The following is a 13,593-nucleotide window of genomic DNA, read 5'->3' on the forward strand; positions in this document are numbered from 1 at the left end:
GGGCATGCGCCCGGCGGGTCCTTTTGCCTTTTTTTATTGCAGCATCATGCGGGCGGCTTTATACACGTCGCCGCAGCCCAGGGTCAGCACCAGGTCGCCCGGCTCGGCGTTGGCCTTGATGTAGTCGGCGGCCTCCTTGAGGCCCGCCACCGTGACGCAGCCGGGGATCAGCGCCGCCAGATCCTCGGACGAGACGCTGCCGTCGTCCACCTCGCGGCTGCCCATGATGGGAGTCAGCACCACCCGGTCGGCGGCGGACAGCACCTGGGCGAACTCGTGGAGCAGCGCCTTGGTGCGGCTGTAGGTGAAGGGCTGGTCCACCGCCCATACCCGCTTGTAGCCCAGTTCCCTGGCGGTGGCCAGGGTGGCCGCCACCTCGGTGGGATGGTGGGCGTAGTCGTCCACGATGGTCACGCCGTTGCGCTCGCCCAGCACCTCAAAGCGGCGCCCGGCGCCCGCGAAGCTGCGGGCCGCGGCCTCGGCGGCGCCGGGCTCCAGGCCCAGCGCCCGCGTGCAGCTGACCATGGCCAGCGCGTTGTAGATGTTGTGGTAGCCCGGCGTGGAAAGGGTCAGGTGGGCGTAGTAATTGTCCCACTCCAGCACGTCGAACTCAAAGAAGCCGGGCTTATACTCCCGGATGTTCACCGCCCGGTAGTCCGCCGGCTGCTTGATGGCGAAGGTGCGCACCGTGCGGTCGATGCTGCTGATGACCTGGATGACCCCCTCGTCGTCGGCGTTGGCCACAATGGTGTTGGTGGCCATCAGCGCGAACTTCTTGAAGGCCAGCTTCAGCTGGCCCATGGTGCCGTAGTAGTCCAGATGGTCGTTGTCGATGTTCAGCAGCACCGCGATGTGGGGGGTGAGGCGCAAAAAGGTCTCGGCGTACTCGCAGGCCTCCACCACGATGCAGTTGCCGGTGCCAGCCTTGCCGTAGCCGCCGATCAGGGGCAGTTTGCCGCCGATCACCGCCGCGGGGTCCCGCCCCGCCAGTTCCAGCATGGTGGTGATCATGCAGGTGGTGGTGGTTTTGCCGTGGGTGCCCGCCACGCAGACGCTGTGGGGGTACAGCCGGCTCACATAGCCCAGCAGCACGCTGCGCTCCAGCGTGGGGATGCCCCGGGCGTCCGCCTCCTGCAGTTCCGGGTTGTCGGTGTGGATGGCCGCCGAGTAGACCACCATGTCCGCCCCGATCACATTCTTCGGGTCGTGGCCCATGTGCACGGTGATGCCCAGCGCGCGCTCGGCGTCGATGATGGAGCCCTCGTTCACGTCGCTGCCGCTGATCTCGTAGCCCTTGGAGTGGAGGATCTGCACCAGCGGGTACATGCCGCTGCCGCCGATGCCGATGAAATGCAGGTGCTTCACGCCCCGGAGCAGGCCGGGGTTGTAACCGCCGATGTAGGTCATTTGGGTCACCTCAAAAACGTAATTTCGGCGAAGCGCGCTTCGCCCGCAGAGTAGGGAGAGTGTTATCCTGCATTCCATTATATAATTTTTTTGTGCTGAAATAAACACTCAAAGGGCAAAAAATGATGCGGTTTTTGCAAATTGTACCGACCGGGCCCGGCGCCGGTACCCTTTTTCGGGATTTTGCCCCGGACCGGGCAAAAAATGCGCGGCACGGGGCAAAGAGGGGCGGCCTTTTCACTTTTGCGGCGCGCGGCGCATACCATGGGTCAAATCGGCACGGGATCGGCCGGGCGGCAAAACGCCCGCGCCGTGTGTGAGGGGGGAAGGGCGATGGAAGAGAAAAGACCCGGGGTGTTCGCGGTGCTCGGCGAGGACGCCCGCCAGCGTGCGGCGGCGGACTACCTGCGGGAAAAGGGATTTGAGGTGCGCGGCCCGGAGGGCGTGGCGGCGGCCAACTGGGTGCTGCTGCCCATGCCCCTGGCGGCGGACGCGGCGGCGCTGGAGCAGCTGCTGGCCCGGGCAAGACCGGGCACGGCGGCCTTCGGCGGCCGGGTGAGCGAGGCCGCCCGGGCGGCGGCCGCCGCCGCGGGCATCCGGCTGGAAGACTATCTGTGCAGGGAGGAACTGGCGCTGCTGAACGCCATCCCCACGGCGGAGGGCTGCATCGGGCTGATCCTGCAAAACCGGCGGCGCACCGTCTGGGGCAGTTCCATGCTGGTGCTGGGCTTCGGGCGGTGCGGCCAGGCGCTGGCGGTGCGGCTGGCGGCGCTGGGCGCGCATGTCACGGTGGCGGCCCGCAGCCCGGCGCAGCGGGCCCTGGCCTTGAGCCTGGGGCTGGCGGCGGTGCCGATGGATGCGGTGGACGGCCTGCTGGAAGGCGCGGAGGTGGCGGTGAACACGGTGCCCGCCCCCGTGCTGGACGCGGCCCGGCTGCAAAAGCTGCCGGCGGGCGCGCTGGTGATCGACCTGGCCAGCCTGCCCGGCGGCACCGATTTTGAGGCGGCGAAGGTGTTGGGGGTGCGGGCCATCCACGCCCTCAGCCTGCCGGCCCGCTGCGCGCCGGTGACGGCGGGGCAGTTCGTGGCTCAGGCGGTGCTGGCCATGCTCAGAGAAAGGGGAGAGGGGTTTTGAAAGAGACAACGCGTGTGGTGTGGGCGATGTGCGGCAGCTTCTGCACCTTTGAAAAGACGCTGCATGTGATGGAAGGGATGATCCGCGACGGGGCACAGGTGCTGCCGCTGATGAGTTTCAACGCCGCCGGGCTGGACACCCGTTTCGGAACGGCGGAGAGCTGGAAGCGAAAGCTGGCGGACGTGACCGGCAGCCGCCCCATCGAGACCTTGCAGGGCGCGGAGCCCCTGGGCCCGCAGAATATGGCGGACGCCATGATCGTGGCGCCCTGCACCGGCGCCACGCTGGCGAAGCTGGCCGCCGGCATCAGCGACACGCCGGTGACCCTGGGCGTCAAGAGCATGCTGCGGGGCGCGAAGCCGGTGGTGCTGGCGGTGAGCACCAACGACGGCCTTTCCGCCAGCCTGGAGAACCTGGCAAAGCTGCTCAACCGCAAGAACTACTATCTGGTGCCCTTTACCCAGGACGATTACCTGAAAAAGCCCACCAGCCTGCAAAGCGACTTTTCCCTCATCGCCGACACGCTGGAGTGCGCATTGCGGGGCCGGCAGCTGCAGCCGGTGCTCAGCGAGTGAACAGGAAAGGCGGCCCCCGGAGCCACAGGCTCCGGGGGCCGCCTCTGCGTTCAAAGGATGCCCCGCTCGGTGATCACCAGGTCGGCGGGCTGGTCGTGCTCCTCGGCGGGCAGATGGGGGAACACCGCCGCGGAGGGGCAGAAGATCACCCGCGCCGCCCCGCTGCGGGCGAAAAAGCGGTCGTACACGCCGCCGCCGTGGCCCAGGCGGGTGCCGTCCGGCGCGGCGGCCAGGCAGGGCGCCACGATCAGGTCGATGGCGGCAGGGTCCACCACCGGAAGGGTGTAGGGCGGTTCCAGAATGCCGTGGGGCCCCCTGCGCAGGGCGAACAGCGCCGCCACCCGGTGCGCCTCCATCCGCCCGTCCTCATACTGGCGGGGCAGGCAGAGCGCCCGCCCCTGGCGCAGCGCCGCGTGCAGAAGGGGCTGGGTGTCCGGCTCGGTGGGGGTGCTCATGAAGCAGAGCACCGTGCGGGCGGTGTTCCACACCGGCAAAAGCCGCAGATATTCGAACATCGCCTCGCCCCAGCGGCGGGTGTCCTCCGGCGTGCAGCCGGCAAGGCGCGCCCGGGCCTCGGCGCGGGCCTCCTTTTTTTGTTCCGCAATGCTTTTCTGTTCCATCCGGAGCCTCCTCTTTTCCTGCCATATCCATCCCATTATACCACTGTCCCCCTCGTTTTTTAAACAAAATGTGGAAATTTTGTGCACCTCTTGTGCGCCACAGTAAAATTTATGTATAATATTCCAGAACATGCCCGTTGCCCGGCCGCCTTTTCGGCGGCGCCGGCGCGGTTTTGAAGATATTCTGAAGGCAAAGGGACGTTGGTCTTGAAAAGATTTTTTGCTGCACTCTGCGGGGCGGCGCTCACCGCCGCCCTCTTCGCGCCCGCCGCGCTGGCCTACCAGGGGCCTTCGGTAAGCTGCGAGGCCTACATCGTCATGGACGCGGACACCGGCCAGGTCATCATGGAGAAGAATGCCGACGAGGTGCTCTATCCCGCCTCCATCACCAAGATCATGACCATGGCGCTGGCGCTGGAAAAGGCCCAGGGCCAGCTGGACACCCAGCTCACCGTGAGTTACGACGCGGTGCACCAGCTGGAATATGGCTCCTCCCACATCGCCCTGCAGGAGGGGGAGGTGGTGCGGCTGGAGGATGTGCTCTACGGCACCGAACTGGAGAGCGCCAACGACGGCGCCAACGTGCTGGCGGAGTACATCGGCGGCACCATCCAGGGCGGGGTGGACGCCATGAACCAGAAGGCCGCCGCGCTGGGGCTTGCGAACACCCACTACATGAACCCCCACGGCCTGCACGATGACGACCACTACACCACCGCCCGGGACATGGCCACCATCACCCGCTGGGCGCTGAGCGTGCCGGGCTTTGAGGAGATCTTCTGCCGCACCGACCCCTGGACTATGGCGCCCACCAACAAGCAGCCCCAGGAGCGGGTGTTCCACTGCACCGACTGGATGCGCATCTCCGGCGACTACTACCGCACCTACGCCAAGGGCTCCAAGAACGGCTTTCACGACCAGGCCCTCACCACCTTCGTCAACTACGCCGAGCAGAACGGCGTGCGCCTGATCTCGGTGGAACTGAAGTGTCAGATGCTGGAGGACAAGTTCCGGGACGCCTGCGCCATCCTGGACTACGCCTTCGAGAACTTCTCCCGGGTGGAGATCCCCGCCCCCGCCGAGGCATTTCAGGTGCCGGTGGTGGGCGGCGGCGAGGCGCTGGGCAACGCCCTGGTGCAGCCCCAGAGCGCCACGGCGCTGCTGAACAAAAACCTCACCACCGACGGCATCACGGTGGACTACCAGATCCCCGACCGCTATGTGCTGGGCCAGCCCTTTGCCGCCAGCGTGACCTATTCGCTGCCGGAAAACGACTACCAGCCCTCGGCCCTGGGCTCGGCGACGCTCTCGGTGAGCGGGGTGAGCGAGGTGCTGGCCGCCAGCACCTATATCCCCGCCTCCTCCCTGGAGCCGGAGCAGAATCCGGTGGCCATCGCGGTGGCCGCGGCGGCCGCGGCCATGGCCCTGGTGCTGGGGGTGCGCCTGTGGCGCAAGGCCGGCGCAAAGCGCCCCGCCGCGGCCAGCGGCGCCCAGTGGGAGATCATCACCCGCAAACCCCTGCCCGCCGAGCCGCCCCCCTGGCAGACCCGGGCGACCGACCCCGCGCCCCGCAGCCGCACAAAGCCCCCCGGCCGGGATTGACCGGGGGCAAAACCCCTGAAACGAGGCCCCGCTCATGGCGAACACCTGCCGGCGGGGCTTTTTTCAGGCCCCGCGGCGGACGGCTTTTTGTTGCGTTTTGAGGTGGGATAGGGTACAATATATCGTGGTGATTTTTGTGCGGCCGCAGCCGCGGAAAGGCAAGGGAACAAGATGAACATCCTGCCCAACGATCTGGGCCGTCAGTACAGCCTCCACGCCCCGGAGTACGAGGCGAAGGCGCTGGAGGTGCTGCGCAGCGGCTGGTACATCCTGGGCCGCGAGGTGGAGCAGTTCGAAACCGAGTGGGCCGGGTACATCGGCGCCAAATACTGCGTGGGCCTTGCCAGCGGGCTGGATTCTTTGTGGATCAGCTTCAAGCTGCTGGGCATCGGCCGGGGGGACGAGGTGATCGTCTCCGCCAACGCCTACATCGCCTGCGTCATGGGCATCTCCATCAACGGGGCCACCCCGGTGTTCGTGGAGCCGGACCAGTACGACAACATCGACGCGGAGAAGATCGAGGCCGCCGTCACCCCCCGCACCAAGGCCATCCTGGCGGTGCATCTGTTCGGCCAGAGCTGCGACATGACCCGCATCATGGGCATCGCCGCCCGCCACGGCCTCCGGGTGGTGGAGGACTGCGCCCAGAGCCACGGCAACCACTGGCAGGGGCAGACGGTGGGCACCTTCGGGGACGTGGGCTGCTTTTCCTTTTATCCCACCAAGGGCTGCGGCGCCTTCGGCGACGCGGGCTGCATCGTCACGAACGACGAGGCCCTGGCCCAAAAGTTCCGGGTGTTCCGCAACTACGGCAGCGAAAAGCGCTACCACAATCAGGTGGTGGGCACCAACTCCCGGCTGGACGAATTGCAGGCGGGCCTTTTGCGGGTGAAATTGCAGCACCTGCCCCAGTTTGACGCCGAGCGCCGGGCCATCGCCGGGCGGTACCTTGAGGAACTGAAACACCCCCGCATCCGCCTGCCCCGGGTGCGCCCGGGGGCGGACAGCACCTGGCACCAGTTTGTGATCCATGTGGAAAAGGGCCGGGACGAGCTGGCCGCCTATCTGAAGGAGAAGGGCATCGGCACCATCATCCACTATCCCATCCCGCCCCATCTGTCGGAGGCCTACCGGTACCTGGGCAAAAAGCGGGGGGATTATCCCATCGCCGAGCGCTACGCCGACGAGGTGCTCAGCCTGCCCATGTACAACGGCATGACCGAAGAGGAACAGACCTATGTGATCGAGGCCATCAACGCCTGGGAGCCCTGATATGCTGAAAAACGACAATTACGACCGGGTGAAGCTGCTGTCCTTTGCCGACCTTGGCGACGAGCGGGGCAGCCTCATCGTGGTGGAGGGCGCGCAGCAGGTGCCCTTTGAGATCAAGCGGGTGTTTTACATGTACGGCAGCGACGCCACCGTGGTGCGCGGCCAGCACGCCAACCGGCGCACCGAGTTCGTGCTCATCAACGTGGCGGGCCGCAGCAAGGTGCGGGTGGACGACGGCTGCGGCCGCCAGGAGGTCTTTTCGCTGGACAGACCCAACACCGGCATCTACATCCCCCGCATGGTGTGGAAGGATATGTACGATTTTTCCCCCGACAGCGTGCTGCTGGTCCTGGCCAGCGAGCACTACGACGGGGGCGAATACCTGCGGGACTACGAGGGCTTCAAGGCCGCGCTGGCCGCGGGCGATCAGGAGTAAAGGGGTAAAACGATGGGAAAATTCAAATTCATTGAGACGGAACTGCCGGGGGTGCTCATCGTGGAGCCCACCGTCTTCGGCGACGCCCGGGGCTACTTCATGGAGACCTTCCAGAAGGAGGAGTTCGCCGCCGCCGGCATCACCGACGAGTTCGTGCAGGACAACCAGTCCCGCTCCTCCCGGGGCGTTTTGCGGGGGGTGCACTTTCAGAAGGAGCACACCCAGGGCAAGCTGGTGCGGGTGACGAAGGGCGAGGTGTTCGACGTGGCGGTGGACTGCCGGCCCCACAGCCCCTTCTTCGGCAAATGGACCGGCGTGACCCTGAGCGAGGAGAACAAGCGCCAGTTCTATGTGCCCAAGGGCTTTGCCCACGGCTTTCTGGTGCTGAGCGACGTGGCGGAGTTCTGCTATAAATGCACCGACTACTACGACCCCGCCTCCGAGGGTGGCATCCCCTACGACGACGCCACCGTGGGCATCCGGTGGCCGGACTGCGGGTGTGAATACCTTTTGAGCGAAAAGGACAAACACCACACCCCCTTCGCAAGCCAGAGCTTTGAGTATTTTGAGAGGTGGTAAAGCCCTTGGGCACGGTCAAATTGTATCTGAAGGATTTCATCCGCTACCGGTACCTGCTCTATAACCTCATCAGCCGGGACTTCAAGCTGAAGTACCGCCGCAGCGTGCTGGGCGTGGCCTGGAGCGTGCTCAACCCCCTGCTCATGTGCGGGGTGATGGTGGTGGTGTTCGGCAACCTGTTCCAGTTCCGGGGCGAGGGCATCACCAACTATCCGGTGTATCTGGTCATCGGCCAGCTGATGTTCACCTTCTTCCGGGAGTCCACCACCATGGCCATGGGCAGCGTGATGGCCAACGCCATGCTGCTGCGCAAGGTGTACATCCCCAAATACATCTTCCCGCTGGAGAAGACCTGCTTCGGCCTGGTGAACTACTTCTTCAGCTTTGTGGCCCTCATCATCATCATGCTCATCACCCGCAGCCCGCTGCACCCCACGGTGCTGCTGGCGGTGTATCCCATCCTCACCATGTTCCTGTTCAGCCTGGGGGTGGGGCTGGTGCTCTCCACCATGGCGGTGTTCTTCCGGGATGTCATCCATCTGTGGGAGGTGTTCACCACCATCCTGATGTACTTCTCCGCTATTTTTTACGACCCGGCCCAGTTCGGCAACCTGTATCTGGAGACGCTCATCAAGTTCAACCCGATCTACTGGTACATCACCGCCTTCCGCGCCGCCGTGCTGGAAGGCCAGCTGCTCACCTTCAACATGGTGATCATCTGCGGGGCGTGCAGCCTGGCCATGCTGGCCTTCGGCCTCTTGGTGTTCAAAAAGAACCAGGACAAGTTCGTCCTGTATATGTGAGGGAGGGCGAAGGATGGAACCCATCATCCAAGTAAACAACGTGTCCATGCGCTTCAACCTCGCCAAGGAAAAAAGCGAGAGCCTGAAGGAATACTTTTTGCAGATCGCCCACGGCAAGCTGAAGTTCGACGAGTTCTACGCGCTGAAAAACGTCAGCCTCACTGTGCAGCCGGGGGATTTCTACGGCCTGATCGGCCTGAACGGCAGCGGCAAATCCACCCTGCTCAAGGTCATCAGCGGCGTCTACAAGCCCACCAGCGGCAGCTGCACCGTGCGGGGCACCATCGCCCCCCTCATCGAGCTGGGCGCCGGCTTTGACATGGACCTCACCGCCCGGGAGAATATCTTTTTGAACGGCGCGGTGCTGGGCTTCACCCCGAAGTACATCAAGGAGCAGTTCGACGAGATCGTGGAGTTCAGCGAACTGCACGAGTTCCTGGACGTGCCGCTGAAGAACTACTCCAGCGGCATGGTGGCCCGCATCGCCTTCGCCATTGCCACCATCACAAAGCCCGACATCCTCATCGCCGACGAGATCCTGAGCGTGGGCGACTTTCTGTTCCAGCAAAAGTGCGAGGAGCGGATGCAGAAGCTGATGAGCGGCGGCACCACGGTGATCCTGGTGAGCCACTCCATCGAGCAGATCGAGCGGATGTGCAACAAGGTGGCCTGGCTGGAGCACGGGCGCATCAAGATGGACGGCGCCACCGACGAGGTGTGCGACGCCTACAAACAGACCACCCGGGACGCCGAGTGACCCAACCGAACAGCCAGGAGAGCAAGGCCCCCTGGCTGTTTTGCGCAAAAAGGAGAGAAGACCCAACATGCCGGACAAAAAAGAACTGGAGGCGCCCCTGCCCGCCGACGTTGCCAAAGCGGACAGCGTGGGCGGCATGGCCCGCCGTCTGCTGGACCCCGCCCACATCAGGCAGGTGGCCGCCTGGTGCGCGAAGGTGGGCCGGGAGGAGGGCCTTGAGGCCCTGTGGCGGGAGGTGGACTTCCGCGTGCGGCTGGCCTTTCACCGGGACACCTGGCGCTACCGGGCCGATCTGCCCACCCGCCGCCAGCTGAAGGCCCAGCGGGCCGAGAACCTGGCCGGGCCCACCATCAGCGTCTGCGTGCCTCTTTACAACACCCCGGCGCCCTTTCTGCGCCAGATGGTAAACAGCGTGCTGGCCCAGAGCTACCCCCGCTGGCAGCTGGTGCTGGCGGACGCCTCCGACGCCGCCCATCCGCAAGTGGGCCGCATCGCCCGGTGCTTTGCAAAAAAAGACGAGCGCATCCGCTATCTCAAGCTGGAAACGAACGGCGGCATCGCCGCCAACACCAACGCGGCCCTGGCCGCCGCCACCGGCGACTGGCTCACCCTGCTGGACCACGACGATGTGCTCTACCCCAATGCCCTCTACCGGGTGGCAAAGGAGGCGCTGGCCGGGGCGGATTTTGTCTACTCCGACGAAATTGTCCTCTCGGCGGACTTAAAGCATCTGGTGGACTACCACTTCAAGCCCGACTTTGAGCCGGACTATCTGCGGGGCTGCAACTACATCACCCATCTGGCCGCCTTCTCCCGGGCCCTGTTCGACCGGGCGGGGGGCGGCGAGCGCAGCGAGTACGACGGCAGCCAGGATTTTGAGATCATCCTGCGCCTCACCGAGCACGCCCAAAAGGTATCCCACATCCCCTATGTGCTGTATATCTGGCGCAGCCACGCCGGCAGCACCGCCGCCGGCATGGAGGCCAAGCCCTACGCCCTGGCGGCGGGGGAGAGGGCCATCGACGACCACCTGAAACGGGTGGGCCTGGAAGGAACGGCAACGCGCATCGAGGGCTGCCCCGGCGCCTACCGGGTGAAGTACGCCCTCACCGGCACCCCCCTCATCAGCGTGCTCATCCCCAATAAGGACCACGTCGACGACCTGGACCGCTGCCTTGCCAGCCTGTATGCAAAAGCGGGCTACGACAATTTCGAGGTGCTGGTGGCGGAGAACAACTCCGCCGACCCGGCCACCTTCGCCTATTACGAAGAGGCGCGGAAAAAGTACCCTCGCCTGCGGGTGGTGGTCTACGAGGGCGGCTTCAACTTCGCGGCGGTGAACAACTTCGCCCGGCGGGCGGCAAAGGGCGAACAGCTGCTGCTTTTAAACAACGACATCGAGCTGCTCAGCGATGGGTTTTTGGCCGAGATGCTCATGTACAGCCAGCGCCCGGATGTGGGCTGCGTGGGGGCCAAGCTCTACTACCCCGACGACCGCATCCAGCACGCGGGGGTGTTCCTCGGCATCGGCGGCACCGCCGGCCACAGCCACAAGAGCCACCCCCGGGCCTCGGCGGGCGACCTCTACCGGCTGGCCACGCCCCAGAACCTGCTGGCGGTCACCGGCGCCTGCCTGATGGTGAAAACCGCCCTCTACGACGAGATGGGCGGGCTGGACGAGGAGAACTTCGCCGTGGCCTACAACGACATCGACCTGTGCCTGAAACTGTGGAAAAAGGGCCTCACCAACGTGTTCACCCCCTACGCCGAGGCCTACCACTACGAGAGCAAGAGCCGCGGGCTGGACACCCTGAGCGAGAACGCCCGCCGATATGAGGGGGAGAAGGCCCGCTTCATCGCCAAGTACGGCGACATGATCGCCGCGGGCGACCCCTACTACAACCGGCATTTCAACCTTCTGTTTGAAAACTACGGCCTGAAGTGAGAGCCGCGGGGGCCGGATTTTGGAGACGAGAGCCATGAAACTGAAACTCAAACGCATCCGGGAACTGCTGGGCTACGCCGCGGAACTTGTGAAAAGCGAGGGCTTTTTTGCCATGGCCCGGCGGGCGCTGGGCTTTTTCCGTCGGCGTTTTTTCGGCAAGCGGGCCCGCTATCTGCCCAAACAAAAGGTCCTCCAGGCCCAGCGGGCGGATGTGGCGGCCCGCTGGCAGAACGGCGCGGCGCTGCCCCTCATCAGCGTCTGCGTGCCGCTGTACAATACGCCCGAGCCCTATCTGCGGCAGTTTCTGGCCAGCGTCTTTGACCAGACCAGCACCCGCTGGGAGCTGTGCCTGGCGGACGCCTCCGACGAACAGCACGCCTATGTGGGGGAGATCGTGGCCCAGCGGGCGGCCTTCGCGGAAAAAATCGCCCCGGCGGCCAGCCGGGTGAAGTATGTCAAGGTGGAGAACAGGGGCATCAGCGCCAACACCAACGCGGCGGCGGCCCTGGCCACCGGCGAGTATCTGGCCCTGGCGGACCACGACGACATCCTGGCCCCCCACGCCGTCTACACCCTGCAGATGGCCATCCTGGACAGCGGCGCCGATTTTCTCTACAGCGACGAGGCCCTCTTCAAAAAGAGCATCCGCCGGCCCACGGTGGCCCACTTCAAGCCGGATTTCGCCCCGGACTATCTGGTGTGCTGCAACTACATCTGCCACCTTTCCGCCTTCAAGCGCAGCCTTTATTTTGAACTGGGCGGCGAGCGGACCGAGTGCGACGGCAGCCAGGACCACGACCTCTTTCTGCGCATCACCGACCGGCTGGACGAGACCCAGATCTATCACATCCCCCAGGTGCTCTACTACTGGCGGGTGCACGGCGGCTCCACCAGCGGCGGCACCGCCGCCAAGCCCTATGTGGCCAAGGCGGCCAAAAAGGCCATCGCCGACCATCTGGAGCGCACCGGCCAGCGGGGCGAGGTGCGGGACGGCCTGTTCCCCAGCACCTACAAGGTGGACTACGAGATCGAGGGCGAGCCGCTGGTGAGCATCCTCATCCCCAACATGGACCATACGGACGATCTGGAAAAGTGCCTCTCCTCGGTGTACAAAAAGACCAGCTGGCAGAATTTCGAGGTCATCGTCATCGAGAACAACTCCAAAGAGGCGGCCACCTTCGACTATTACAAGCGCATCACCGGTCCGGAGGGATACCCCCGCTGCCGGGTGGTGGAGTACAAGGCCGAGGGGGGCTTCAACTTCTCCGCCATCAACAACTTCGGACGCAGGGCGGCAAAGGGCGACTACCTGCTGCTGCTCAACAACGACGTGGAGGTCATCAACCGGGGCTGGCTCACCGAGATGCTGATGCAGGCCAGCCGGCCGGGGGTGGCCATGTGCGGGGCGATGCTCTACTACCCCGACGACACCATCCAGCACGCGGGCATCATCACCGGCCTGGGGGGCTACGCCGGCCACAGCCACAAGTACCGGCCCCGCTCCTCCGGCGGCTACATGTTCCGGGCCGCCACCGTGCAGGATTTTTCCGCCGTCACCGCCGCCTGCCTGCTGGTGCGCGCCGCGGTGTTCGACGGCCTGGGCGGCCTGGACGAGGGCTTCACCGTGGCTTTCAACGACGTGGACTTCTGCCTGCGGGCAAGGCGGGCCGGCTGGCGGGTGGTCTGGACGCCCTACGCCCAGCTCTACCACTACGAGAGCAAGAGCCGGGGCATCGACGAGAAGGACAAGGCCAAAAAGCAGCGCTTTGCCGGCGAGCAGAAGCGCCTCACAGACCGTTTTGGCCGGGAGAACCTCACCCGCGATCCCTACTATAACCCCGGCCTCACCCTGGACCGGGAGGACTTTTCCGAGAGCGGCGATTTGCGCCACCTGCAAAACTGCATGCCGGGCTGAGAAGGCAGACGGCAAAACGTCTCCCCGCCGCCCGCGGGCCGAAATTCTTCCCGTGCCCCGGCAGGGGGGCGGCGTCTCACCCCCACGAGCGCCGAAGCTCTGTCCGGCCCGTCTCGGCGGAGGGGCGCTTTACCCGCCTGTTGCGAGCCCCGCCGTTCTTCTCGCCCTGGCGGAGAGCGGCGCTCTCCCCGTTCCGCCGCGTGTGCCGCGGCTCCGCCCGGCCCGCCCGGCGGAGGGCGGCATCTTCCTCGCCCCGCCGGCGTCGCTTCCCGGCGGGCGGCCCCAAAAGGGCAGGGGGGCCGCTTTGGGGCCCGGCCTTCGCCATATCTGCCCCGCGGCGCGAACAAGAGCAATAGATATTGTGTATTGACAAGCAAAAACGGCTGCTGTATACTGAATATTGTTTTCACAGCAAAACACCGCCCTCACAACTGACGGAATTTCGTGGGAGACCACGGGGGAGTGAGGCGCGGGCAATATGCCGACCGTCTGGGCAACACCGCATCGTCTGCGGTGCTGCCCTTTTTTGTTGGCAGCGCCGCCCGCCG

General features: G+C 65.2%; 12 protein-coding genes and 1 riboswitch. Of the genes, 10 read left to right on the forward strand and 2 right to left on the reverse strand.

Annotated features, from left to right (window positions below; translation table 11 throughout):
- Positions 1-33: 33 nt before the first annotated feature.
- Positions 34-1,407: a UDP-N-acetylmuramate--L-alanine ligase gene (gene murC, locus ACH2A7_RS06585; protein ID WP_394960883.1), complete on the reverse strand. Its 1,374-nt coding sequence runs from the start codon at positions 1,405-1,407 to the stop codon at positions 34-36.
- A 333-nt stretch (positions 1,408-1,740) separates the two neighbouring features.
- Between murC and ACH2A7_RS06590 the strand changes: the two genes are divergently transcribed.
- Positions 1,741-2,541 (forward strand): NAD(P)-dependent oxidoreductase, encoded by an 801-nt coding sequence (locus ACH2A7_RS06590; RefSeq protein ID WP_394960884.1) that lies wholly within the window; start codon positions 1,741-1,743, stop codon positions 2,539-2,541.
- Positions 2,538-3,116 carry a dipicolinate synthase subunit B gene (locus ACH2A7_RS06595; protein ID WP_394960885.1) on the forward strand — a complete coding sequence of 193 codons (579 nt, stop codon included), beginning with the start codon at positions 2,538-2,540 and terminating at the stop codon, positions 3,114-3,116. The genes ACH2A7_RS06590 and ACH2A7_RS06595 overlap by 4 nt, the downstream gene beginning before the upstream one ends.
- Positions 3,117-3,166: 50 nt before the next feature.
- On the opposite strand, the gene ACH2A7_RS06600 is transcribed toward ACH2A7_RS06595, so the two are convergent.
- Positions 3,167-3,736 (reverse strand): 5-formyltetrahydrofolate cyclo-ligase, encoded by a 570-nt coding sequence (locus tag ACH2A7_RS06600; protein WP_394960886.1) that lies wholly within the window; start codon positions 3,734-3,736, stop codon positions 3,167-3,169.
- Positions 3,737-3,943: 207 nt separating this feature from the next.
- On the opposite strand from ACH2A7_RS06600, the gene ACH2A7_RS06605 reads away from it, so the two are divergent.
- The 8 genes from ACH2A7_RS06605 to ACH2A7_RS06640 all read left to right on the forward strand — a co-directional run bounded on the left by ACH2A7_RS06605 (position 3,944) and on the right by ACH2A7_RS06640 (position 13,045).
- Positions 3,944-5,338: a D-alanyl-D-alanine carboxypeptidase family protein gene (locus ACH2A7_RS06605; RefSeq protein ID WP_394960887.1), complete on the forward strand. Its 1,395-nt coding sequence runs from the start codon at positions 3,944-3,946 to the stop codon at positions 5,336-5,338.
- Between the two features lie 171 nt (positions 5,339-5,509).
- On the forward strand, positions 5,510-6,610 hold the full coding sequence (locus ACH2A7_RS06610) for a DegT/DnrJ/EryC1/StrS family aminotransferase (RefSeq protein WP_394960888.1): 1,101 nt from the start codon (positions 5,510-5,512) through the stop codon (positions 6,608-6,610).
- A gap of 1 nt (position 6,611) precedes the next feature.
- The gene (locus ACH2A7_RS06615) at positions 6,612-7,046 is read left to right on the forward strand and encodes a sugar 3,4-ketoisomerase (protein ID WP_394960889.1); all 435 of its coding nucleotides are present in this window, start codon (positions 6,612-6,614) and stop codon (positions 7,044-7,046) included.
- 12 nt (positions 7,047-7,058) lie between these two features.
- A complete protein-coding gene (gene rfbC, locus ACH2A7_RS06620; RefSeq protein ID WP_394960890.1) occupies positions 7,059-7,625 on the forward strand; it encodes a dTDP-4-dehydrorhamnose 3,5-epimerase in 567 nt (188 codons plus the stop codon).
- Between the two features lie 5 nt (positions 7,626-7,630).
- Complete coding sequence (locus ACH2A7_RS06625) at positions 7,631-8,428, forward strand: ABC transporter permease (RefSeq protein WP_394960891.1); 798 nt, start codon at positions 7,631-7,633, stop codon at positions 8,426-8,428.
- Positions 8,429-8,441: 13 nt separating this feature from the next.
- A complete protein-coding gene (locus ACH2A7_RS06630) occupies positions 8,442-9,185 on the forward strand; it encodes an ABC transporter ATP-binding protein (protein ID WP_394960892.1) in 744 nt (247 codons plus the stop codon).
- A gap of 67 nt (positions 9,186-9,252) precedes the next feature.
- The gene (locus ACH2A7_RS06635) at positions 9,253-11,130 is read left to right on the forward strand and encodes a glycosyltransferase family 2 protein (RefSeq protein WP_394960893.1); all 1,878 of its coding nucleotides are present in this window, start codon (positions 9,253-9,255) and stop codon (positions 11,128-11,130) included.
- Positions 11,131-11,164: 34 nt separating this feature from the next.
- Positions 11,165-13,045: a glycosyltransferase gene (locus ACH2A7_RS06640; RefSeq protein ID WP_394960894.1), complete on the forward strand. Its 1,881-nt coding sequence runs from the start codon at positions 11,165-11,167 to the stop codon at positions 13,043-13,045.
- A 417-nt stretch (positions 13,046-13,462) separates the two neighbouring features.
- Positions 13,463-13,547: riboswitch (ZMP/ZTP riboswitch) on the forward strand.
- Positions 13,548-13,593 lie beyond the last annotated feature (46 nt).

Origin of the sequence: Candidatus Allofournierella merdavium, assembly GCF_944382735.1 — a bacterium.
GTDB classification, from domain to species: Bacteria; Bacillota; Clostridia; order Oscillospirales; family Ruminococcaceae; genus Allofournierella_A; species Allofournierella_A merdavium.